At 42.7% G+C, this 24305-nt stretch carries 22 protein-coding genes and 3 tRNA genes; 14 read left to right on the top strand and 11 right to left on the bottom strand.

Annotated elements, in window-relative coordinates:
• The first annotated feature begins 41 nt into the window (after positions 1-41).
• Positions 42-260 carry a hypothetical protein gene (locus K358_RS0114500; protein ID WP_027697494.1) on the top strand — a complete coding sequence of 73 codons (219 nt, stop codon included), beginning with the start codon at positions 42-44 and terminating at the stop codon, positions 258-260.
• Between the two features lie 55 nt (positions 261-315).
• On the opposite strand, the gene K358_RS0114495 is transcribed toward K358_RS0114500, so the two are convergent.
• Genes K358_RS0114495 through lolB form a run of 3 tightly spaced genes read right to left on the bottom strand, consistent with a single transcriptional unit; the run spans position 316 to position 2906 of the window.
• Entirely contained in the window at positions 316-1260 is a 945-nt protein-coding gene (locus K358_RS0114495) for a ribose-phosphate pyrophosphokinase (RefSeq protein WP_027697493.1), read from the bottom strand.
• Positions 1261-1287: 27 nt separating this feature from the next.
• Entirely contained in the window at positions 1288-2244 is a 957-nt protein-coding gene (gene ispE, locus K358_RS0114490) for a 4-(cytidine 5'-diphospho)-2-C-methyl-D-erythritol kinase (RefSeq protein WP_027697492.1), read from the bottom strand.
• Positions 2244-2906 (bottom strand): lipoprotein insertase outer membrane protein LolB, encoded by a 663-nt coding sequence (gene lolB / locus K358_RS0114485; RefSeq protein ID WP_051241337.1) that lies wholly within the window; start codon positions 2904-2906, stop codon positions 2244-2246. The genes ispE and lolB overlap by 1 nt, the downstream gene beginning before the upstream one ends.
• Before the next feature lie 257 nt (positions 2907-3163).
• Between lolB and hemA the strand changes: the two genes are divergently transcribed.
• From hemA to ybaK, 8 genes are all read left to right on the top strand, one after another.
• Positions 3164-4423, top strand: a complete 1260-nt coding sequence (hemA, locus tag K358_RS0114480; RefSeq protein ID WP_027697490.1) for a glutamyl-tRNA reductase — start codon at positions 3164-3166, stop codon at positions 4421-4423.
• A 69-nt stretch (positions 4424-4492) separates the two neighbouring features.
• Positions 4493-5581: a peptide chain release factor 1 gene (gene prfA, locus K358_RS0114475; protein WP_027697489.1), complete on the top strand. Its 1089-nt coding sequence runs from the start codon at positions 4493-4495 to the stop codon at positions 5579-5581.
• A gap of 5 nt (positions 5582-5586) precedes the next feature.
• Complete coding sequence (gene prmC / locus K358_RS0114470; protein WP_038150246.1) at positions 5587-6435, top strand: peptide chain release factor N(5)-glutamine methyltransferase; 849 nt, start codon at positions 5587-5589, stop codon at positions 6433-6435.
• A 57-nt stretch (positions 6436-6492) separates the two neighbouring features.
• Positions 6493-6873 (top strand): SirB2 family protein, encoded by a 381-nt coding sequence (locus tag K358_RS0114465; protein WP_027697487.1) that lies wholly within the window; start codon positions 6493-6495, stop codon positions 6871-6873.
• Positions 6874-6918: 45 nt separating this feature from the next.
• Positions 6919-7734, top strand: coding sequence for a SirB1 family protein (locus tag K358_RS0114460; protein ID WP_027697486.1), 816 nt, complete (start codon positions 6919-6921; stop codon positions 7732-7734).
• Between the two features lie 93 nt (positions 7735-7827).
• Positions 7828-8679: a 3-deoxy-8-phosphooctulonate synthase gene (kdsA, locus tag K358_RS0114455; RefSeq protein WP_027697485.1), complete on the top strand. Its 852-nt coding sequence runs from the start codon at positions 7828-7830 to the stop codon at positions 8677-8679.
• A 207-nt stretch (positions 8680-8886) separates the two neighbouring features.
• Positions 8887-10548 carry a bifunctional UDP-sugar hydrolase/5'-nucleotidase UshA gene (gene ushA / locus K358_RS0114450; RefSeq protein ID WP_027697484.1) on the top strand — a complete coding sequence of 554 codons (1662 nt, stop codon included), beginning with the start codon at positions 8887-8889 and terminating at the stop codon, positions 10546-10548.
• Positions 10549-10669: 121 nt separating this feature from the next.
• On the top strand, positions 10670-11146 hold the full coding sequence (gene ybaK / locus K358_RS0114445) for a Cys-tRNA(Pro) deacylase (RefSeq protein WP_027697483.1): 477 nt from the start codon (positions 10670-10672) through the stop codon (positions 11144-11146).
• Between the two features lie 56 nt (positions 11147-11202).
• Here ybaK and K358_RS19305 read toward each other — a convergent pair whose 3' ends face one another.
• From K358_RS19305 to K358_RS0114430, 3 genes are all read right to left on the bottom strand, one after another.
• Positions 11203-11847 (bottom strand): HNH endonuclease, encoded by a 645-nt coding sequence (locus K358_RS19305; RefSeq protein WP_156888752.1) that lies wholly within the window; start codon positions 11845-11847, stop codon positions 11203-11205.
• Between the two features lie 170 nt (positions 11848-12017).
• Positions 12018-12091, bottom strand: a tRNA-Cys gene (locus tag K358_RS0114435).
• Between the two features lie 62 nt (positions 12092-12153).
• A tRNA-Leu gene (locus K358_RS0114430) sits at positions 12154-12240 on the bottom strand.
• Between the two features lie 232 nt (positions 12241-12472).
• Between K358_RS0114430 and K358_RS0114425 the strand changes: the two genes are divergently transcribed.
• Genes K358_RS0114425 through K358_RS0114415 form a run of 3 tightly spaced genes read left to right on the top strand, consistent with a single transcriptional unit; the run spans position 12473 to position 15496 of the window.
• On the top strand, positions 12473-13468 hold the full coding sequence (locus K358_RS0114425) for an HlyD family secretion protein (protein WP_051241336.1): 996 nt from the start codon (positions 12473-12475) through the stop codon (positions 13466-13468).
• Entirely contained in the window at positions 13461-14387 is a 927-nt protein-coding gene (locus K358_RS0114420) for an ABC transporter ATP-binding protein (RefSeq protein ID WP_027697481.1), read from the top strand. Before K358_RS0114425 ends, K358_RS0114420 begins: the two co-directional genes overlap by 8 nt.
• Positions 14384-15496, top strand: coding sequence for an ABC transporter permease (locus tag K358_RS0114415; protein WP_027697480.1), 1113 nt, complete (start codon positions 14384-14386; stop codon positions 15494-15496). Before K358_RS0114420 ends, K358_RS0114415 begins: the two co-directional genes overlap by 4 nt.
• Before the next feature lie 103 nt (positions 15497-15599).
• On the opposite strand, the gene rluF is transcribed toward K358_RS0114415, so the two are convergent.
• Together rluF and smrA are read right to left on the bottom strand one after the other, a co-directional pair.
• Positions 15600-16649, bottom strand: a complete 1050-nt coding sequence (gene rluF, locus K358_RS0114410; RefSeq protein ID WP_027697479.1) for a 23S rRNA pseudouridine(2604) synthase RluF — start codon at positions 16647-16649, stop codon at positions 15600-15602.
• 98 nt (positions 16650-16747) lie between these two features.
• Positions 16748-17329 carry a DNA endonuclease SmrA gene (gene smrA / locus K358_RS0114405; protein WP_027697478.1) on the bottom strand — a complete coding sequence of 194 codons (582 nt, stop codon included), beginning with the start codon at positions 17327-17329 and terminating at the stop codon, positions 16748-16750.
• A gap of 215 nt (positions 17330-17544) precedes the next feature.
• Between smrA and K358_RS0114395 the strand changes: the two genes are divergently transcribed.
• Positions 17545-17621: transfer RNA gene (locus K358_RS0114395), tRNA-Pro, on the top strand.
• Between the two features lie 324 nt (positions 17622-17945).
• On the opposite strand, the gene gdhA is transcribed toward K358_RS0114395, so the two are convergent.
• Positions 17946-19298 (bottom strand): NADP-specific glutamate dehydrogenase, encoded by a 1353-nt coding sequence (gene gdhA / locus K358_RS0114390; protein WP_027697477.1) that lies wholly within the window; start codon positions 19296-19298, stop codon positions 17946-17948.
• Positions 19299-19471: 173 nt separating this feature from the next.
• Here gdhA and K358_RS0114385 point away from each other — a divergent pair, with 173 nt between their 5' ends.
• Positions 19472-19984 (top strand): RNA methyltransferase, encoded by a 513-nt coding sequence (locus tag K358_RS0114385; protein ID WP_226980970.1) that lies wholly within the window; start codon positions 19472-19474, stop codon positions 19982-19984.
• Positions 19985-19999: 15 nt separating this feature from the next.
• Here the strand turns inward: K358_RS0114385 and K358_RS0114380 are convergent, their stop codons facing one another.
• Entirely contained in the window at positions 20000-20881 is an 882-nt protein-coding gene (locus K358_RS0114380; protein WP_169716302.1) for a TraB/GumN family protein, read from the bottom strand.
• Between the two features lie 97 nt (positions 20882-20978).
• The gene (locus K358_RS0114375) at positions 20979-23765 is read right to left on the bottom strand and encodes a heavy metal translocating P-type ATPase (RefSeq protein ID WP_027697474.1); all 2787 of its coding nucleotides are present in this window, start codon (positions 23763-23765) and stop codon (positions 20979-20981) included.
• Between the last annotated feature and the right edge of the window lie 540 nt (positions 23766-24305).

Genomic DNA, 24305 nt, shown 5'->3' with positions numbered 1-24305 from the left:
GCTAGATTGAAGGGGACACTCATAAAAAATAAGGGAGCTTTATGGTTTCAGAAAAACAGAAATTAGCCGCACGACTAGAAGCTAAAAAGAAAGAACTCGAATCTGAATTAGCCCGATTAAAAGCGGACTCTATGGATGACATGAGCCAAAAATCAGATGATTTAGAGAGTAAATTAAATGAAACCAAAGCGCATTTGAAGGAGGTGACGGATAACTTTACCGAGGATGTTGCTAAGAGAGTCAATGATTGGCTGAAATAAATAAAAAAAGCCACTTTATTTTGTAAAGTGGCTTTTTCATGTATTCGATATCTAATTAGTTAAACATCGCAGAAATTGATTCTTCGTTGCTAATACGACGAATAGCTTCAGCAAGCATACTTGAAAGCGTTAGCTGCGTTACTTTACCCGTTGCTTTCATCTCTTCTGATAACTTGATTGAGTCAGTAATGATCACTTGGTCAAGTACAGAGTTTTTAATGTTTTCAGCAGCTTTACCAGAGAATACGGCGTGTGTTGCGTATGCGAATACACGCTTAGCGCCACGTTCTTTCAATGCTTCAGCGGCTTTACATAGTGTACCACCAGTATCGATCATGTCATCAACGATCACACAGTCACGACCTTTAACATCACCAATTAAGTTCATCACTTCAGAAACGTTAGCACGTGGGCGACGCTTATCAACAATCGCAATGTCCGTATCGTCTAACATTTTCGCTGTTGCACGAGCACGTACAACACCGCCTAAATCAGGAGATACAACAACAGGATCTTCAAGGTTTCGAGACTTCATATCTTCCATAAGTACAGGTGTACCGAAGATGTTATCAACAGGAACATCGAAGAAGCCTTGAATTTGCTCTGCGTGTAGGTCGATAGTTAGAACGCGGTCTACACCAACGTTAGAAAGGAAATCTGCAACTACTTTTGCAGTGATTGGAACACGGGCTGAACGGACACGACGGTCTTGACGTGCGTAACCAAAGTAAGGAATTACCGCTGTAATACGACCCGCAGAAGCGCGGCGCATTGCATCGATCATTACGACTAATTCCATTAAGTTGTCGTTGGTTGGGGCACAGGTAGATTGGATGATGAATACATCACTACCACGAACATTTTCATTGATTTGTACAGCGACTTCGCCGTCAGAAAAACGGTTAACAGTTGCGTCACCAAGGGAAATGTAAAGACGATCTGCAATACGTTGGGCTAGTTCAGGTGTGGCGTTACCAGCAAATAGCTTCATATCAGGCACGGTGGAAACCTCGGGTTGCGTCCAGTTTTAAATTGAGTTGTGGTTGGCTTGTTTGTAGTCAGCCAAAGTCTTATGAAGTGGTGAAGTATTCACCCCTTTGGCGATAAAGCCGAAGACACTATTACCTAACTGAGTTTGAGTATTTAACTTAGTTAGGGTTGATTCTGTTTGGTCGTTTAATTTAGCAAGAACACATTCAGCTTCATCTTGAGTATCAAACTCAGCGAAAAGACATGAACCCGTTCCGGTTAATCTCGACGGCGCGTATTGTAGCAGCCATGAAAGTTGCTTAGCAACCTCCGGATAGAGCAAAGTGACGATTTTTTCGCAATCGTTTCCGTAAGGCTGCTGCAAAAGTGTTGTAAGATCTTGCTTTGGCGTATTTCTGGTTAAATCTGGGTGAGTGAAAATTTCTGCTGTTGCAATATTTTCTTCAGGCTTGATCACAAGATACCACTTCTCATCAGGTGTCGCTGCGGTGAGTTTTTCACCTACACCTTCTGCAAATGCCGCTTGGCCGCGAACAAATACTGGCACATCCGCGCCTAGTCTAAGGCCGAGTTCAGCAAGTTTGTCGAGTGAGAAATTTAAGTCCCATGCCGTATTTAATACCACTAAGGCCGTTGCCGCATTTGAAGACCCTCCACCCAATCCACCGCCCATGGGCAGTACCTTGTGTAGATTAATCTCAGCACCTAAAGCTTGTGCATTTGATATGCCTTGTCGTTCAGCTTCATCTTTCAGTGCTTGCGCCGCTTTCCAAATTAAATTGCTTTGCAGTGGCACCCCAGAAATTTCCGGAGTAATGATGACGTTCCCTGATAGGTTAGGGGAGAATTTTAAGGTGTCACCATAATCAATGAATTGAAATAAGGTCTGCAATTCATGGTAGCCATTATCGAGACGGCCAGTGATATATAAAAATAAATTCAGTTTTGCAGGTGAAGGCCATCCAATCTGAGTAAGCGTTGAGTGTTGAGACATTATAGAATCCATTTACTGATCAAGATTTTAATTTCAGTGTCGCTTTGGTGTAACAGCATTTGTTTTGGCAAAGTGATGCTTTGTTGTTGATTCATCACGCTTTGATAATTTAAGTAAGACAGGGTCCAATCGCGGCCATCGATCGTTTTATTTAAACTTTCAACTGTATTCGATTGATTGAATGTGACGTTATCCGCTTGGGTTGGTAGACCTTTAATCCAGTCGGGTAACTGGCTCACCGGAATGGCTAGGCCGGTTAAGTTTTGAATTAGGGCATTGGCTTGTTGTGCGGTTTGAACTTTGCCATCTGAATTGGTCACCATCGCGCCTGTTGGCGTCATTTGAACAGTGAGAACAGTTTGCCCAAAAACGGACAATAGTTTGAGCTCGCTAAAAGAATTAGCCTGTTTAAGAATGAAATTTAGCGACTGGCGGTGCTCTGGATCTTTATAGCCAATCTTACCGGTCGCTTTAAAGGTGTCGAGCTGTTCAAGTACAGTTTTCTGGTTCTGCCAATCGACAGAGTAATTTTTTTGAGTGGGCGGTACGCTACTACAACCTGACAGAATAAGTACCAATGTAGCCAATATTGCTGTGGTTAGGCGTTGAACAAGAGAACGAGCACTCAATGTGGTGCGAATAAAAGCGAAATCAGAAAACAAAGCGGCTTCCTTTGGCAGTTCGTAATTGAGTGTCAACTATACCACTCTATTTGTGGTGAGAGCATTAGTAATGGAATATTTAACTTTCTGCTGTAATTAGAGAGTCAATAATAACGTTGTTTTGATCTTTTGTATCACGCAATTACAAGGCAAGAGGTTAGAAAAGTACTAATAAAAACCGATGCCTCTTTCATTAATAAGTCCCATCAAGTAAAATTGCGTCCCTTTTATAATAACTTTCAGAGTGTCCTCACTAGATGTCCTTGCTTGCTATTGGTATCAATCACAATACAGCGTCGGTTGAGTTGCGAGAAAAAATTGCATTTTCACCGGAAAAACTGTCTGAAGCTTTAGCGCAGATAGCGGTTAGTGACACCATAAAAAGCGGTGTGATTGTTTCCACATGTAATCGAACTGAAATTTATTGCGATGTAAAAAAAGGCACAGCTAAAGGTTATGTCATTGATTGGTTGATGAATTTCCATCAACTAGACTCTGATGAGTTAATGTCGAGTATTTATACTTACGAAGAACAAGCTGCGGTGCGTCATTTAATGCGCGTGGCATGTGGCTTAGATTCTTTGGTACTTGGCGAGCCGCAAATTCTAGGTCAAGTAAAGCAAGCTTATGCTGAATCTACCGAGCTTAACGCGGTTAACGGCATGACAGAAAAGCTCTTTCACAAAGCATTCTCAGTGGCGAAACGAGTTCGTACGGAAACCGCAATCGGCGGTAGTGCGGTATCTGTTGCTTACGCAGCGTGTATTTTAGCCAAACAAATTTTTGAATCGATGAAAAATGTTACCGTACTGCTGGTTGGCGCGGGTGAGACGATTGAACTAGTCGCAAAACACATTTCATCGACAGAATGTAAAAAAATTATTGTCGCCAACCGTACGCTAGAACGGGCGAAAACCTTAGCCGATCAATTTGGTGGCGAAACCATTACTTTATCTGAAATCCCAGAGCATCTTGCCGAGGCAGATATTGTGATCAGTTCGACCGCCAGCCCATTACCGATTATCGGCAAAGGCATGGTTGAATCCGCTTTGAAGAAACGTAAACACCAGCCGATGTTATTGGTTGATATTGCAGTTCCTCGCGACATCGAATCCCAAGTTGGCGATTTAGATGATGCTTATTTGTATAGCGTGGATGATTTGCAAGGCATCGTTAATAAAAATATGGAACAAAGAAAAGTCGAGGCCATTCAAGCCGAAGCGATTGTTTCCGAAGAAAGTGCGGCCTTTATGACTTGGCTGCGTTCATTGCAAGCGGTTGATAGTATTCGTGATTACCGCGAACAAGCCAATGACATTAAAAATGATTTACTAGAAAAAAGCCTTAATGCACTCGCTGCTGGTGGCGATCCAGAGAAAGTATTACGAGAATTAAGTAATAAACTGACTAACCGTTTAATTCATACCCCAACACGAGCGATGCAAATTGTTGCAGAACAAGGTGAGCCTGAAAAGCTGACCGTTATCCGCCAAAGTTTAGGTTTAGAAGAGTTGTAGCGACGCTTATTTTCAGCCTTGCTATGATTTATGCCTCCCATTTTATTGATACTAAAAAAGAATTAAATTATGAAATCGTCAATTTTGACTAAATTAGAAACACTGGTTGAACGCTATGAAGAAGTTCAGCACTTACTTGGTGACCCTGATGTTATTGGCGACCAAAATAAATTCCGCACTTTATCTAAAGAATATTCTCAGCTAGAAGAAGTGACCAAATGCTTTCAAGCCTATCAGCAAGCGCAAGAAGACTTAGCCGCGGCTGAAGAAATGGCGCAAGAAGATGACGCCGAAATGCGTGAAATGGCGCAAGAAGAAATTAAAGAATCAAAAGCGGTGATTGAGCGTCTATCTGACGAGTTGCAAATCTTATTAATTCCAAAAGATCCCAATGATGAGCGTAACTGCTTTTTAGAGATTCGCGCCGGTGCAGGTGGTGATGAAGCGGGCATTTTTGCCGGTGATTTATTCCGCATGTATAGCCGTTTTGCTGAAAAGAAAGGTTGGCGCATTGAAGTGATCAGCAGCAACGAAGCTGAGCACGGTGGTTACAAAGAAATGATTGCTAAAGTTAATGGCGATGGTGCGTATGGCGTATTGAAATTCGAATCAGGCGGTCACCGTGTACAGCGTGTTCCAGCTACTGAATCACAAGGTCGCGTCCATACTTCAGCATGTACTGTTGCGGTTATGGCGGAAATTCCAGAAGCTGAAGTCCCAGAGATTAAAGCTTCTGATTTAAAAATCGATACCTTCCGTTCATCAGGTGCGGGTGGTCAGCACGTTAACACCACCGATTCCGCTATTCGTATTACCCACTTACCAACCGGTACTGTGGTTGAGTGTCAGGATGAGCGTTCACAGCATAAAAACAAAGCCAAAGCGATGGCAGTTCTGGCTGCCCGTATCATTAAAGCGGAAGAAGAAAAACGCGCGGCGGCTGAGTCTGATACCCGTCGTAACCTATTAGGTTCTGGTGATCGCAGTGACCGTATTCGTACTTATAATTACCCACAAGGCCGTGTGTCGGATCACCGCATTAACTTAACCTTATACCGTTTAAACGAAGTGATGGAAGGCGATCTACAAAGCCTGGTGGATCCAGTTATTCAAGAATACCAAGCCGATCAACTAGCCGCGCTATCAGAGCAATATTAATCTCAATGATCAGTATTGAAGCTAACCTACAGACCGCGATTGAAGCATTGATCACCAGTGGTTCCGATACGCCCGCACTGGATGCCGCAGTACTGCTGTGTCACGTATTGGATAAACCGCGCAGCTATTTGCTCACTTGGCCAGAGCGCGAGCTTGATGCGGTCCAGCAAGTTCAATTTGATGAACTATTAGCTAAGCGTATCGAGGGTCAACCGGTAGCTTATATTGTAGGTGAGCGAGAGTTCTGGTCATTACCACTGGACGTTGCGCCTGCTACTTTAATTCCGCGTGCCGATACTGAAAGGCTGGTGGAGTTAGCACTAGAAAAAATTCCTGCCATTGACGGGGATATTTTGGATCTCGGTACCGGTACTGGAGCCATTGCTTTGGCACTCGCTTCTGAATTTCCTGAGCGTCGTGTGATTGGTATTGATTTACAGCCACAAGCACAACAACTTGCCACCCGTAATGGACAAAAACTCAACCTAGCTAATGCATCGTTCTTGCAAGGTAGTTGGTTTGAACCATTAGATGATAAAGCTGAATTTGCCTGTATTGTGAGTAACCCTCCTTATATTGATAAGATGGATCCTCATCTTGCTCAAGGTGATGTTCGTTTTGAACCTCTGACGGCGCTAGTCGCTGAAGAAAAAGGGCTTGCCGATCTCAGTCATATTGCTGCCAATGCGCGTCAATATTTGAAATCAGGTGGTTGGCTATTAATGGAACATGGTTACGATCAAGGTGCTGATGTTCGCCAAATTCTAATGGATGCAGGTTATCAGCAAGTAACAACCGAACAAGATTATGGCCACAATGACCGTGTCACACTAGGTTGCTGGTTGAACGCTTAACTATCGAATAAAGACAACAGTTGGCATGATGCTGACTATCAAAGGAAGAGATAAACAATGTTATATACCTCAATGAAGCACGTACATTTATTGGCTATTGCACTCAGTGTTTTATTCTTAACGGTTCGTTATATTTTAATGATGATGGATTCTCCATTACTTCAGAAAAAGTTCTTCAAAGTCACGCCTCATATTGTAGATACCGTGTTATTACTATCGGGTATTTCACTTATTTTCATCACAGGCTTTATGCCGTTTACCGCTGCGGGCGCTTGGCTAACCGAAAAAATTAGCTGCGTTCTAGTGTATATCGCACTTGGCTTTGTCGCTCTGAAACTTGGTAAGAATAAAGTGATTCGTAGCGTGGCATTCTTTGGTGCTTTAGGTTGGTTGTATTGGGCTGCACATCTTGCGATGACCAAAGTTCCGACGTTATAAACATTGTTTCAAAACCGATAGCTTTAACTTGAGTAGTTTGACGTAATGACTGATTTAGAATTATTTGAACAAGAAATTGATGAATGCAGCTTGGTGGAAGGAGCGTTAGCGCTAAATGCGTTAATTTTTCCTGAGACCGATAAGCCATGGGTGATGCATACATTAAATACTATGTTTGAAGAGCTTGAACATGCGTTAGTACATGAAACTGATGAAAAGCAAAAGTTCGAATCTTTCCTACGCTTTTTTTACCACGATTGGAATTTTTCTGGTGACAGCGAGCAGTTTTTTGACTCATCTAATGCGCGAGTGGAGCTGGTATTAAAGCGCCGTAAAGGGATCCCCGTTAGCTTAGGTGCGTTGTTGGTCTACTTTGGTGAGCGTTTAGGCTTTCCAATTGTAGGCGTAAGCTTTCCGAGTCAATTTATTGTTAAAGTGAATTGGCCAAATGAGGCTCCACTGTACATTAATCCGTTTAATGGCGAATATGTGTCTAAGTCTATTTTACGCGCTTGGTTGATTGGTTATGAAGGGCCATTAGCCAAGATAAAACCTCAAGATCTTGCCGCTTGTGATAATCCAAGTGTTTTAGGTCGTTGGCTAGCGGTCATTAAAGGGGCTTTGATACGTGAAGATAATTTTGCTCAGGCATTAATGTGCACAGATATTGCGCTAAGCTTTGTACCAGACGATCCTTATGAAATACGCGACCGCGGTTTTATTTACCAACAGCTTGATTGTCAGCAATTAGCAATGGAAGATTTCCAATTTTTTATTGATAGCTGCCCGGAAGATCCCTCTTCTGAAATGCTTAAAATTCAGGTGAACGCATTAAGCGGGCATCAAGTAACGATCCATTAATAGAGATGCATTAGTAGAGATTCACTAATAGCGACTCACTAATAACTTATTCATTAATTTCAAACATAGCGTTTGAAGGACGGAGCGAACAGTATGCAACAGAAAACCGTTAATATCGGCAACATCCCAGTTGCTAATGATAAACCTTTTACTCTTTTTGCTGGCATGAACGTACTTGAGTCTCGTGATCTTGCGATGCAAATCTGTGAGCACTATGTAAAAGTCACTGAAAAGCTAGGCATTCCATACGTATTTAAAGCGTCTTTTGATAAAGCAAACCGTTCTTCAGTGCATTCTTACCGTGGTCCAGGCTTGGAAGAAGGCATGAAAATCTTCCAAGAGCTGAAAGATACTTTCGGTGTAAAAATCATTACTGACGTGCATACGGAAGCACAAGCACAACCAGTTGCTGATGTGGTTGATGTTATTCAATTGCCAGCTTTCTTAGCTCGTCAAACTGACCTTGTTGAAGCGATGGCAAAAACGGGCGCAGTCATTAACGTGAAGAAACCACAATTTATGAGCCCGAACCAAGTGGGTAATATCGTGGATAAATTCGCAGAATGCGGTAACGATAAAATCATCTTATGTGAGCGCGGTTCATGCATGGGTTACGACAACCTAGTGGTTGATATGCTTGGTTTTGGTGTTATGAAAAATGCATCAAACGGTAGCCCAATCATTTTTGATGTGACGCACTCGCTGCAAATGCGTGATCCTTCTGGTGCCGCTTCTGGTGGTCGTCGTGAGCAAACAGTAGAGCTAGCAAAAGCAGGCTTAGCAACCGGTATTGCGGGTCTATTTATCGAAGCGCACCCAAATCCAGACCAAGCTATGTGTGATGGCCCGTCTGCATTGCCACTCGATAAGCTAGAACCATTCTTGAAGCAAATGAAAGATCTTGATGATTTAATCAAAGGTTTTGAGCATATCGATATTCGATAGTTTGTATAAAGCTTGCCAATAAACTTTAAAAACCAGTCAGTTGTATGACTGGTTTTTTTATATCTATAGAATCGTTTTCTTGTGATCGTGACATCAATTCTATGGGCTAATTATTCTTAAAGTTAATCAATCTATTACACTTTGTGAATTAATCTATTTGTACGTAGTTTTCCCTTTCTATACTTCCCACTTTACAGGTATTCATCGATGAAACATTTTGTACTAAAAACGTCAGTCGTCGCGATTGCTCTAGCTTCTGTTGTCGCTTGTTCTAATCAATCAGGACATGAGTGGCAAGCGGATAAAACTTATAAGCTTACCGTACTGCATACCAATGATAACCATGGCCGCTTTTGGCATAACCAAGATGGTGAATATGGCATGGCGGCACGTAAAACCTTAATTGATAGCATTCGTCAGCAAGTACAAGCTGAAGGGGGCAATGTTTTACTGTTCTCTGGTGGTGATATTAATACCGGTGTGCCTGAGTCTGACTTGCAAGATGCTGAGCCTGATTTTAAAGGCATGGATAAAATTGGCTACGATGCAATGGCAGTGGGGAACCATGAATTTGATAATCCATTATCGGTACTAATGAAGCAGCGTGATTGGGTTAATTTCCCAATGCTTTCTGTCAATATCTACGATAAAAAAACCGGTGAGCGATTATTCCAGCCTTATAAAATTTTCGATGAACAAGGGATCAAAGTTGCGGTCATTGGTTTAACGACCGAAGATACCGCCAAGATTGGTAACCCTGAATATATTGGCGATGTTGAATTTCGAGATCCGAAATCTGAAGCTAAGAAAGTGATTGAACAGCTACAAGCTAATGAAAAGCCCGACCTGATTTTCGCGGTGACGCACATGGGCCATTATGACAATGGTTTAAGTGGTGCCAATGCGCCGGGTGATGTCACTCTCGCACGCTATTTGCCACAAGGTGAGCTGGATATGATAGTCGGTGGACACTCACAAGAGCCAGTGTGTATGGAATCTGAAAACCACAGAAAACAAGACTACAAGCCAGGTGATGAATGTGCGCCGGATAAACAAAATGGCACTTGGATTGTTCAAGCTCACGAATGGGGTAAATATGTCGGTCGCGCCGATTTTGAGTTCAAAAATGGTGAACTCAACATGGTGAGCTATAACCTTATTCCGGTAAATTTAAAGAAAACCATTAACGTAAATGGTGAGAAGAAAAAAGAGTTAGTACAAGCTGAGATCCCACAAGATCCAGAGTTAAAAGCTTTCCTACAGCCATATCAAGATAAAGGCCAAGAGCAGCTAAACGTGCAAATTTCTTATTCGAATAGCAAGCTTGAAGGGGATCGTAACGTAGTGCGCTATAAGCAGACGAACCTAGGCCGCTTAATTGGTATGTCACACATGGAACGAGTGAATGCCGACTTTGCGGTGATGAACTCTGGCGGTGTGCGTGATTCAATTGCCGCAGGTGATATCACTTACAAAGACGTGCTTAAAGTGCAGCCATTTGGCAATATCGTCACCTACATGGATATGAAAGGCAGCGACTTGTTAGATTACCTCAATGTCGTGGCGACCAAGCCGGTTGATTCGGGTGCCTACGTGCAGTTTGCTGGTATATCAATGACAGTTGCCAAAGACAAAGTGAGTAATGTTGTTATTGGTGGCAAACCGCTTGATGCAAACAAAGTTTACCGTTTCTCGATCCCAAGCTTTAATGCCGCGGGTGGCGATGGCTATCCAAAAATTGATGATAAACCGGGCTTTGTGAATACAGGGTTTGTTGATGCTGAAGTACTAAAAGACTACCTAGAAAAACACAACCCAATCAATGCAGCTGATTACCAGCCGGATGGTGAAATTAAATACCTTAATTAACCTAAAGTATTGAACTAAAAGTCAGTCTATTTAAGAATGTACTTGAGTAACTTAGGTATAAAGCAGCGCTAAATTGAGCGCTGTTTTTGTTTGTAAAGGTAATCGCTTATAAAGGCAAATTATGACACCGGCAATTAACCTCGCGAAAAAGAAAAAAATCCCGAATACGGTTCATCAATACAAGCATGATCCTAATGCAGCAAGTTATGGGCTAGAGGCGGCAGAAGTCCTTGGACAAAATCCTGCTCAAGTATTTAAAACCTTATTGTTTTGCCTTAATGGCGAAGCGAAGAATCTTGCAGTGGCGATCATTCCGGTTGAAAACAAGTTAAACCTCAAACAAGCCGCCAAAGCCGCCGATGCTAAAAAAGCTGAAATGGCCGATCCGGATATCGCACAAAAAACTACAGGTTATGTAGTAGGGGGAATTAGTCCGCTAGGCCAGAAAAAAGCCTTACCAACCTTTATTCATCAATCAGCCACCAACTTTGAAACCATCTGTGTGTCAGCAGGAAAGCGAGGCTTGGAGATAGAACTTGCACCACAGGATCTGGCTAGTTTAACGAGGGCGAGATTTGTGGATTTGTGTTTGGGGTAAAGGGCGGGATAACAGAGTTTTAGAACTTCGATATTAATGGTGTAATGAAACTTTGCCTATAACTTATGTATTATTTTTCTTAATTGCTCTACAGTCAGCGGTGGTGTTTTGCGGTGGAGCATTGCATGACAATTAGGGCATACAGGAACAAGGTCATTCACTGGATCTATCTCATATTCCTCGCAGATCTCGCTTATTGGAATAATGTGGTGAACATGAATGAAACCCGCACCAAGATTGCCATAAGTTTGCATAAAGTTAAGATCACATACTTTACACGATGCACCGTGATGTGAAATACAGACCTCTCTCGCCTTTAGGTTACGTTCAAAGCGGTTTACTTTTACAGTAAGTGAGGCTCCTTCAACATAAGCTATAGACTTCTCAGGATAGGTTTCATTAACAAGAATAATCTTGTCTATAAATAGGGAATAAGCTTTAAGTGCCATAACACAATTTTTGGCATGGTTTTCTGTTAAGTGCTTACGGAGGTGGAGTATAAAATCGCGGTAAACGTCTACTGATAGGTTATAAATATCTGATACAACATCCATATTAAAGCACGCGTTCACATCATCAAGCCACTTGACGTACTTGATTGCATCCTCAAGGTGAAGTTTATTACGCTTATGCGTTAGGTAATTTACAAACTCAGAATGAAATAGGATTGGAGGTTTATTTTTAATCTGTTCTATTCGCATAGTATACTTTTAATTTATATCTATTTTTATGGGTTAATATGGCGTTCGAACTAAGGTAAGTCTAGCCTTCTTTTTAGGAAAAGAGTGTGTTTGGTAACACTGTCGAATATTAAATCACTTTCCAATAGACGTAAAAAAGCCTGACTATTTCTAGTCAGGCTTTCTAAATCTGGAGGCGCCTCCCGGAGTCGAACCGAGGTCCACGGATTTGCAATCCGCTGCATAGCCACTCTGCCAAGGCGCCATAGAATTTGGGTGTTAATTTGAAAAGATATTTTCAGAGGTATAACTAAAGCAAGATTTAGATGGTGCCCCGGGCCGGACTTGAACCGGCACAGCGCGAACGCCGAGGGATTTTAAATCCCTTGTGTCTACCAATTCCACCACCAGGGCACATGTAATCTAAATTACAGGGCACTTAACTGAAAAGTTAGAACACCATCATCTTCGCTTGAAGACGGAACATACTTTATAGCATTCAACGCAGAGGTAAACATTTTTTTTCAAAAACAAGGTTTAAGTGCCTGCTTTTTGGGCTTTTTGCTTTGTTTGTAGCCAAGGAGAGGTGCATTATATACATTCTTCTATCATGTTTACTTATGGGCCTTCTCAGAGGAACAAGGTGATGACTATCTTTAAGGTGAGTATTTTGGCTATTAAAAACTGGCGAATGATTTGCGGGATCAGTTTGGTATTGTTGACTTTAAGTGCCTGCTCACCAACCGAATCTCCACAGGCTTCTGGAACATTAGAGCGAGAGCGTATTAGCTTACTTGCCACCTCAAGCGAAATCATTACATCATTGCCAGTCAAACAAGGCAGTGTAGTGAAAGTCGGCCAAGTGATTGCTCAATTAGATCCTATTACACAAAAAGCTATTTTAGCTAAAGCCAAGGCTGAACGAGATCAACAACAAGCCAACTTAAATAAAATGCTTAATGGTGAACGTTCAGAAGATATTGATGTGGCGACAGCGAATTTAAATAGTGCGAAAGCGGAATTGCTGGATGCACAAAAGCACCTGAAACGCATCAATGAATTAGTGAATAGAAAACTCGCCTCAATCGCAGATCAAGATAATGCGTTAGCAGAAAGGGACACTAAGCAAGGTCAGTATGACTCTGCCTACAAAACATGGCTGAAGCTTACCAGCGGGAACCGCATTGAAGATATTGAATTTGCTAAAGCGCAGTTGGCCGCGAAAAAAGCAGAAGTTAGATTACAACAACATAAACTCAAACAACTAACGATTGTCGCAACCCGAAATGGCATTCTTGATTCGTTACCTTATAACTTGGGTGAACGAGTCACACAGAATTCGGTGGTGGCGATTATTCAATCTAATTCTGCGCCATACGCTCGTGTTTACCTTCCTGAACAGTATAAGTATTCAATTCAAGTCGGCAGTTCATTAATGGTACATATTGATGGAGTCGAGCAGGGATTACAGGGAAAGGTGCGTTGGATTTCCGTTGACCCTGCTTTTACGCCTTATCGAAATATGACCGAAGAAGATCGTTCTCGTTTGGTGTATTTAGCGGAAATTGATTTGCCTAAAGAAGCGTCAAAATATGCCGCGGGTATCCCTCTACAGGTGGACTTGGAGTCTGAACATGAGTGAGATTGCTATTTACGCTCGTAATGTCGTGAAGAAGTTTGGTCATTTCACTGCGATTGATGATATTTCCATTTCCGTGCCGAAAGGGTGTATTTATGGCTTTCTTGGGCCGAATGGATGCGGTAAATCAACCATGATCCGCACACTGACGGGCTTGCTCACGCCGACTTCCGGTGAAATCGATGTTCTAGGGTTACGTATTCCTAAAGATGCTGAGAAATTGCGTTTAAATATTGGTTATATGAGCCAAAAGTTTTCACTTTATGATGATCTCAGTGCTGAAGAAAACTTGGTTTTTATGGGGCAAGTTTATGGCATGGATAAGCGTAAGTTAGCCGAACGCCTAGAAAAACAACTAGAAACGTATGGTTTAGACCAATTACGTAAGCAACGAGTTAAAGGCATGAGTGGCGGGCAAAAACAACGCTTATCTCTTGCTTCGGCCACGATGAACAACCCTGAGTTATTGTTTCTTGATGAGCCAACTTCGGCTGTCGATCCGGAAAATCGCCGCGACTTTTGGGAAAAGTTATTCGACTTATCTGATCAGGGCACCACAATTTTAATTACCACGCATTACATGGATGAAGCCGAAAAATGTCACCGTTTGGCCATTATGGAAGCGGGCAAGATGCGAGCTGATGGTGAGCCGGAAGAACTCATGGATAAGATGGGGGTAAATATTGTTGAAATTAAAGCGGATAATCTTCGTCAGTTGAAAACAAATTTATTGAAGCAGCCTGAGATCCGTACCGCAGCACAGCTTGGAGTGAGACTACGAGTCTTGGTATATCAATCGGTTAGTGATCCTATTGACTGGTTGCGACAAACATTTTCTCAATTAGCGGATTGTGAAATGAATTTAGTGCGCCCAACATTAGAAGATGTGTTTGTCAGCGTGACCGGAGAGGGCCGTCAATGAGCAGCCTTTTTCGTATGAAAGCGATAATGGTGAAGGAATTTCGTCAGTTATCACGAGATAAACTCACCTACGCCATGATAATCATGATCCCGTTGATCCAGTTGTTATTATTTGGCTATGCGATTAATACTGTTGTGCGTCAAATTCCGGTCGCGGTGGTCGATCAAAGTCATAGCCAAACCTCGCGTTGGTTAGTGGAATCGATGAAAGCATCACAAGTGGTTGATGTGGTTAAATATTATCAATCCACAGCAGAAGGTCAGAAGGGGATTCAAACCGGTGAAGTGCGAGCCGTTTTAGTGATCCCTTATGATTTAGTACAAAGGCAAGCGCAACAAAGGGTGCAAGCACAGTGGATGATTGATGGTTCTGACAGCATGATAGGTTCGGCAATTTTAGGATTAGAAAACATGCCAGTGGCCAATACCTATAAATTGTCTAATCTACCTGTTGATTCCAAAGCGACCAATCAAACCTTTGAAATGACAATGTTTTATAACCCAGCGCAACGGTCGGCGATTAATATTGTACCGGGGTTGTTAGGCGTTATTTTGACGATGACGATGGTGCTATTTACCAGTATTTCTATCGTCAGGGAATCAGAACAAGGGAACTTGGAGCTGTTAATTACAACGCCTGTGAGTTCATTTGAGCTAATGATCGCTAAAATTATTCCTTATATATTTGTTGGTCTACTGCAAGTGGCGATTGTTTTAGGCTTAGGTTACTTTATTTTTGATGTGCCAATAAACGCGTCATTAATTGATGTTTTTCTTGGTTCCCTGGTCTTTATTTCCGCAAGTTTGACACTAGGTTTAGTGATTTCCACGATTGCCAAAACGCAACTTCAAGCAATGCAATTGACCCTGTTTATTATTTTGCCTTCCATTTTATTGTCTGGCTTTATGTTTCCAATCGAAGGAATGCCTGTATTGGCACAATGGATAGCTGAAGGATTACCAGCAACACACTATATGCGGATTATTCGGGCACTAGTGTTAAAAGGTGCAGAGTTAGGGGATTTGTATAAAGACGTGTTGTGGTTGTTGGGTTTCACTGTGGTAGGGATTGCGGTTGCAGCGTTAAGATTTAAGAAAACCCTTGATTAGAAAGATGTGATTAACAATAAACGATTGATAATAAAAATACCGGTAGCGCTTTGATAAGTCGCTACCGGATTAGTTATTTGTTGGGGTGGGTATTATTTAATGATTATTTCTTTGGCGTCCATTTTTTGATGGTACTGCTATTTGAGTTACCAAAACGCGAGCCTTTACTCGCCGGTTTTCTTGATGGCGACGCTTTTGGTTTGTCTTGATTACGAGTACGGTTACCGCCAGAACGTTCGCTTGTCTTGCCATTACCACTTTTCGCGTTGTGGCCACGAGGTTTACGTTCAAACTCACCTTTACCGCGGTAAGTTTTAAATTGAGTTTCGCGTTCTTTTTCCGCTTGTGCTTGCTTGCGCGCATCGTGCAATTTAGCATCCGTCGCTTTTGCGATGGTGTGCCCATCGGCAGCCAGTTTAGAGGCTTCTTCGGTGTTAACGGAACCTTCAATCATGTTATGAATTTCAGTGATTTCAGCATCGGTTAAGTAACGCCATTTACCATTTGGTAGACCATCAATGGTGATGTTCATAATGCGAACGCGACGTAGTTTATAAACATCGTAACCCAAGGCTTCACACATACGACGAATTTGGCGGTTTAGGCCTTGAGTCAAAGTCATGCGGAATGAAAAATCCGTTTCTTTGCTTACCTTACAAGGTAGGGTTGTGGTATCTAAAATATCGACACCGGCTCCCATCTTAGCAATAAACTCTTCGGTGATTGGCTTATCAACACGTACTACATATTCTTTTTCATGGGCATTACCGGCACGTAAGATCTTGTTGACGATATCGCCGTCATTGGTTAAAAAAATCAAACCATCAGAAGGTTTATCTAGGCGACCAATTGGGAAGATACGTTTACGGTGACCAATAAAATCAACGATATTGCCTTCAACGTGACGTTCGGTCGTACAAGTAATTCCCGTTGGTTTATTTAGCGCAATATAGATAGGTTTTTCTTTGGTCTTAATTGGTTTGTTATCAACCTGAACATCATCACCCGGTAGCACTTTAGTCCCCATTTCAGGAATAATGCCATTAATGGTGACACGACCTTGGTCGATAAGTTTGTCGGCCTCACGGCGTGAGCAAAAGCCTGAATCGCTGATGAATTTATTAAGACGAATAGCAGAGGTTTGATTAGTCATAGTGATCTCTTTTGACGTTTCACAACGGAAATGCTCAGCTATATCTTAAAAAGATAGCTTGAGCGATGAAGGTGGCAGAGTTTAGCAGATTTGCTGATTTAACTCATTCGTTTTTGGTGACGCTCGCGGTTATCCAGTTTCATTTCAGCGCTTTTCTTAATCAGGACATACACCGCACCGGTGCCGCCATGAAAAGGCTGGGCGCTATGAAAGCACATCACATCAGAAATTTGCTCAAGCCATGCGGCAACATAGCTTTTCAACAAGGCTGGTGGGTTAGAACGTTCACCTTTACCATGCACAATGAGTACACTGCGAGTATCAAGGCGCTGTGCTTGGCGTAAAAACGACACCACATCTTCACGAGCTTGCTCTAAAGTGCGACGGTGTAAATCTAACTTGGCGGTAATCGGGTACTTACCTAAACGTAGTTTGCGGAACACGCCGTCTTGAACGCCATCTTTTTTGTACTCCAATATATCATCAGGTCTTAGTTGTGGGGCATTATCCAACGATAGATATTCGTCATACTCTTCTGCTAAAGATACGGCTGCTTTGCGTCTGGCAAGGTGAGCTTCAGTGAGACTGCGTTCTTTGGTGCGAATGGTCGTGTCTTGCTTTATCGGTTTAACATCACCCATCATTTGTTGAAATAAGTCTAAGTCGTTATCGTCTGTCATAATCATCACCACTTGATGGAAAGCTGTTATACCTTTCGTACTTGAAGCTGCAACTCCAATTACTTTGACTATATAGATAAATTATAACGGTGGAGAGGGATATGGGAATCGTATCTGATTATAAAATCAGCAAACGAACGTTATTTTTTAAAATCGTAAAATAATTGCCTTAAACCCCTTGCGCTTGCGAATAAAATCCGTAATATACGCATCTCCGGTGAATAGCGCAGCTTGGTAGCGCATCTGGTTTGGGACCAGAGGGTCGGGGGTTCGAATCCCTCTTCACCGACCATATTAAGAAAAAGGCTCTGCAGAAATGCGGAGCCTTTTTTCGTTTTAATCCCGACGGGTCGGGGGGTCGCCTGAAATTAGAATCTTGGCTCTTCACCGACCACATTAAAAAAGCCGTATTAGCAATGTGAGGCCTTTTTGTATTTAAGCCCGACTAATCGGGGGTTCGTCTGATATTAGAATTCTGGCTCTTCACCGAGTACTTTCAAAAAGGGCTCTGCAGAAATGCGGAGCCTTTTTGCATCTACCCCACCAGGAAGGGGAGCGCCTGATATTAGAACTTTAACCAAACGCCATCTTCAATAAAAGTAGCGTTGATTTTCGCTTAGACGACACCTTGTTCGATCATTGCATCGGCAACCTTTCTAAAGCCAGCAATATTAGCACCTAACATTAAGTTACCAGGTTGACCAAACTCTTTACTTGTTTCGTTCGCATTATCAAAAATGTTTTTCATAATGGCTTGTAAGTGGGCATCTACTTTCTCGAAAGTCCAATTCTGCATACTGGCATTTTGTGCCATTTCAAGCTGACTGGTTGCCACGCCACCCGCATTAGCCGCTTTCGCTGGACCATAAGCGATTTTAGATTCAATAATAGTTTGAACCGCTTCTGGCGTGGTTGGCATATTTGCACCCTCACTGATTAAGTGACATCCATTACTGAGCAATGCTTGGGCGTCAGACAGTGTCAGTTCATTTTGTGTTGCGCATGGGAAAGCTGCGTCTGCTTGATAGCGCCACACGCTATGACCATCTTCTGGGTAATCGTCCACGGGAGTATACTTTGCTTCTGGGTAGGTGGCTAAATAGGCTTCTAAGCTGGCACGTTGTACTTCTTTGAGTTGTTTGAGCAGTTCAAGGTCGATACCTTGTTCATGATAAATTGTGCCTCTCGAGTCACTGCAAGTTACTGGGGTCGCACCGATTTGATATAGTTTTTCGATAGCGTAAATAGCCACGTTACCCGCACCGGAAACTAAACACCTTTTTCCTTTTAATGAGCTTTGTCGATCATTGAGCATGTATTCTGCAAAATAAACCGCGCCATAGCCGGTGGCTTCTTTTCTTACCAGTGAACCACCCCATAGCAAACTCTTTCCGGTAAGAACACCTTCATAACGACCAGTTAAACGCTTATATTGACCAAATAAATAGCCGATTTCACGAGCCCCAACCCCTATATCCCCTGCAGGAACGTCTGTAGTTGGACCAATATGGCGGTATAGTTCATTCATAAAGGACTGACAAAAACGCATGATCTCGCCATCAGATTTGCCTTTAGGATCGAAGTTCGATCCGCCTTTACCGCCACCAATTGGTAATCCAGTCAGGGCATTTTTGAATATTTGCTCAAAACCAAGAAATTTAATAATGCCAGCATTGACTGAGTGATGAAATCTTAAGCCGCCTTTGTATGGACCAAGGGCAGAGTTAAATTCAATTCGGTAACCTTTGTTTACTTGAACTTGGCCGGTATCATCAACCCAAGGAACACGAAACATGATTTGACGCTCTGGTTCGACGATTCTTTGGAGTATAGCTTGCTCTTGGTATTGTTTGTTACTTTCAATCAGGGGAACAAGTGAATGTAAAACATCTTCAACAGCTTGATAAAATTCCTTTTGAGCAGGGCTGGTGTGTTGTAGTGAGGAAATGGTATCGTGAATATGAGTCATTTATACTTCCTTGATATGGCTAAAATTATGAGAGTGCGATTATTTAATGCTACTTTTGATTGAGATTCAATCATAACAATCTGATGGTTTGTTAAGCATCGTAACTTAACGCTTTGATGATGCATATTTGTTTTGCTATTATCGCGCGACCGTTTTCTACTATGACTTTCTTTATGCCGATTAGTAATACTCACGTCATTCTCGGTTTAACTAACCCAAAAAGCCCATCTAATGTCGGTGCGGTGATGCGTGCTGCTGGTTGTTATCGCGCGGATGCGGTTCGTTATACTGGCGTGCGATATGAAAAAGCCGCCAAGTTTCATACCGATACCAAAAGTGTTGCCCGTCATATTCCACTTGATGGGGTAGATGACATGCTGCAAGGCTTAGATGCAGATACCAAGATCGTGTGTGTTGAATTAGCGGAAGGGGCGATTGCTCTACCTGAGTTTGTGCACCCAGAAAAAGCATTATACGTGTTTGGCCCTGAAGATGGCAGCATCGAACAGTCGGTGGTATCGAAAGCCGATGCAGTGGTGTATGTGCCAACGGTAGGGTGTATGAACCTAGCTGCCACGGTCAATGTTTTGCTGTATGACCGCTTAGCTAAATCATCAAACGTTGAACAAGGCGACGAGCTTATCCGTAAAAGTCGTGATAACCGCAATCATTTGCAAGTTGTTTAATTTTTTCAAAATAGCTTAAAGTGGACAATAACTGTCTGTGCTGGTGGTGACTTGAGTAACCTGATAACCATGCTCTACCAGTGCTTGAATCAAGTTTTGTTCAGCGATTAAATGCAAAGCACCTACCGCAATCACATATTGGCCTGTCGGAGATAAAAACGATGGGTCAGTTATTTTGTTTATCCAATCTCGGTTACGGCTATACAGTAAATCATCGCTGGTTTGCTGATCCCATTCTGATGTTTCCAGTAATTCGAGTAAGTTGTCTTGATCGCCATCTTGCCAGCTTTGAATTATGCACGAATAAATATCTTCAGTTTGCGGCTCTTCATCACTGATCGCATCAAGCAATAAGCTTTTGCCGTTATCCGGTAGGTTTTGCAATACATCAAGTTGTTGGGCAAGGGTTTCAAATGTCAGTAATGGAACTTTTAATGCTTGAGCTTGTTTTTGTATGGTTTGATCAACGCCTTCACTAGCATCATAACCAAGTGATTCAAATGTTTGATTTTCAATGCTGACTGCGGTTAACCAAGGCGGTAAGTTGAGTAATACTATCGGGTCTAGCTTGAGCTGTTTGGCGGTTTTCTCAAGTTGCTTTCTTTGTTCTGAAGTTAGAACTTGCTTGGTGAGTGTCACGCCATCAAAGTTTATTTGTGGTATGCTTTCTTCAAGGTTAGCTTCTAATACTAATCCATCACTGGTTTTCAAAAATTGCTCTAACACTTCCGGCAATGGGTACATGCTTTTATGCCCCAAATGAATAGTCCCAATTAGCATCAATTGTTGTTGCCCTTTAGTCGCTTTCCAAACCAATGGTTCCGCGTGGCTTGTAGTGGCAAACAATAAAGAGGGCAGTGACAATAAAGAAAGTAGAAGAGGTCGCCAGTTTTTCATATCAGCCATGTACCTTGAATCACTTGGAAGTAGAGTTCGGTTTTGTCTTAAAGATAGAATAGCATGATGAAAGTGGGATCATGCTATTCCGTTCTGGTTATTGTTTTGGTTTAAATAATCTTAAGCGATTGGCATTACTCACCACGGTAATCGATGAAAGCGCCATTGCCGCACCAGCCACGACTGGGCTGAGCATGATACCGAAAAATGGATACAGAACACCTGCCGCCACCGGAATACCTAAACTGTTATAAAGGAAGGCGCCGAGCAAATTCTGCTTGATGTTTTTCACCGTCGCTTTCGATAATTCAATGGCATGTACCACCGCGAGTGGTGACGATTTAAGTAGTGTCATATTGGCATTTTCTATTGCAATATCAGAGCCACTTCCCATTGCAATGCCCACATCGGCTTGAGCTAATGCCGGCGCATCATTAATGCCATCGCCTACCATCGCCACTACACGCTTACCTTCATCTGAATTTTGCAGTGCGCGAATATGCTGCGCTTTTTGATCAGGTAGTACACCTGCAATCACTTTATCAATTCCAAGTTGTTGACCAATCGCATTAGCTACCGATGGATGATCGCCCGACAGTAGTACGACTTCGATGCCTATTTTGTGCAATTGCTTGACGGTTTGTTTCGATTCTTCACGCAATGGATCCGATACCCCAATGATGGCGGCGAGTTCACCATCTTGAGCAATCAGGATTGGCGTTTCGGCATTTTTTTCAAGTTGTGAGAGCGCATCGCGATGTTCAGTTAGCGATACTTGGTTTTCCTCTAAGTAACGCGGACTACCAATCCAATATTGATGACCACTTACGTTACCTTGCACCCCTAGGCCACGCTCGGTTTGGTAGTGATCTACCTTAGTGTTGGAGATATCAATTTCGGTATGGGTTTGCTTAATATACTGGCATACCGCTTGAGCTAATGGATGCTCCGATTGTGCTTCTAGCTGATAAACATCACTCCATAGGCTATCCGGATTTGAAAGTAGGCAAGTTTCACTTTGCACACTCGGTTTACCTTGGGTCAGCGTGCCGGTTTTATCAAATACGATGGTCTGAATTTGGCTGGCCGTTTGCAGCACTTCGGCATCTTTAATTAATATTCCGAGTTCTGCTGCTTTGCCGACTCCAACCGTAATTGATAGTGGAGTAGCAAGGCCAAGCGCACAAGGGCAAGCAATAATTAAAACTGTGGTCACCACAACCAACATATAACTGGCTTGTGGTGTTGGGCCAAATAGATACCAAACTGCTGCAGCAATGATGGCAATCATAATGACTACCGGCACAAATACCGAGGATATTTGATCCGCTAAACGAGCCAGCGCAGGCTTACTACTTTGAGCTTGGCGGACTAACTGAATAATGCGCGCTAGGGTAGTCTGTTCGCCAACCATAGTCGCTTTAATCAATAAGCTACCGTCTTGGTTGATGGTGCCGGTAAACACTTTGTCGTCTTTTTGTTTAAGCGCAGCAATCGGTTCACCGGTGAGCATAGCTTCATCAAGATAAGATGACCCCTCAACAACCACACCATCAATTGGAATACGTTCACCGGGTTTGACTCGCACGACCATGCCAGTTTGAATGTCTTTTACGGCAATGTGCTTTTCTTCACCATCTTGATACAGCGTGGCGGTTTTCGGCTGTAGGTTAATCAAGCCTTGTAGCGCATCGGTGGTTCTTGCTTTAGCTTTTGCTTCTATATAGTGGCCGAGCGAGATTAAACCAATGATCATGGCGCTGGCTTCAAAATACACATGGCGTGCTTGTTCAGGAAACCAATTTGGCGCAATGACTATCAACATGGAATACAACCAAGCAGCGCCAGTACCAAGCGCGACTAAGGTATCCATAGTGGCACGCTTGTGAGTCAGCGCCTGCCAAGCATTAATGAAAAACGGTTTGCCAGCGCTTGCCAATAGCGCGAAACAAATGATGCCAATGATTCCCCAAGCCCATTGGGACTGAGGGCTAGTGATCATCATGCTGCCACCAAGTACACCCCACAACATTAAAGGAACGCCAATCACAATGCCTGCAACTGCACTGTTACGATGCGCTTTTTGGGTTTTGCTAAATTGAGCTTGTTGTTGCTCACGCATTTGGTCGTCATTTTGAATGCGTTCGGCTTGGTAACCTGCGGCTTTTACTTGTTCAATAATTTGTGCTGATAGAGACTCTGATTCTTGTTCAACGCTGTTTTGCTCAAGACGACTGTTCTCAAGGCTATTATTTTCAAGATAGGCCCAGGCGGTTTGTTCGGCTAAATTAACTTGAGCGCGAGTCACTTGCGGATGGGAGGCAATGGCTTTTTCAACAGATGAGACGCAACTGGCGCACGTCATACCAGAAATTAAGAAATGCAAAGCGGTTGATGAATCGTTGATTTCTTCTAATTGTTGAGGCGTTGGCTGTTCTACCTGTGGCGTAGCCGTGGCTTCAGTAGAAGTAACAGGTTTTTCTGTCTCAAATGCTGCGCTTTCTACTTGTTTGGCTTGATAGCCAAGCTGCTCAATAACCTCACTAATATCAGAGGCTTCATGGTTACTAGTGAGTTGTAGTGAATACTTACTCACTTCCATTTGGCTAATGTCAGGAAGCTCACTTAAAGCGGTTTCTAGTTTTGCCACACAACGTCCGCAATTTAAGCCGGTGAGTTCAAAATGCAAGGTTTGCTCTGCGCGATAACCAAACTCGCTTAGCGCATGATTAATATCCCCTAATGTTGCTTCGGTCTTTAGTTCTGCTCGAGTAGGGCTTATCGACTCAACTTGAGTATTGTCGAGCGCTTCTAATTTAGCGCGCGCTTTTTTAGCGCAGCCCATGCAATTTAGCCCATGCAAAGTTAGTTGATAATGATTCATAACGGCCTCTCAAGCACTGATTATCTAGGGAATTACTGCACTATAAACCTTCCCACAAGGGTAGGGTCAAGAAAATGAGCACAATATAATTGGCTGTCTAGGCGAATTGGCTGGTGGTTTTAGTGTGTCATGGGGCTCTGGGGGCAAGCTAGCTAAAACCATTCCTTTCACAGTGAAATAATCACGGAAGTCTGAGTTAACAGCAACACCAAGTGGTCTCATGGCGTTATGTTGTGAGCCACTTGCCGAATGAAGGTGGCCGCCATTCATTCAAAATCCTAAACTGATATAGCTATACCCAAGTGACTTCAAGATGCAGAATTCAGAGCTATCATCCAAACCTTTAGGCAAGGAAGATTGGCGAAGGAATGTAAGCACCTTTCAAACCAATCTGACGCAGTATAAAGGTTTGAATGAAGCTCCCGAAGGGCAAGTTAAAACAAGCTTTATGCGGCGTTAAATTGAACAGAGATAGAATGACTATGATCATATTCAATTTGTCTTGCCTAAAGCTTGTCTTATTCTTGCTGAAACTCGCTC

This window comes from Vibrio litoralis DSM 17657 (assembly GCF_000426765.1).
Lineage (GTDB): Bacteria > Pseudomonadota > Gammaproteobacteria > Enterobacterales > Vibrionaceae > Vibrio > Vibrio litoralis.
This window is presented reverse-complemented; position numbering and strand designations above follow the sequence as displayed.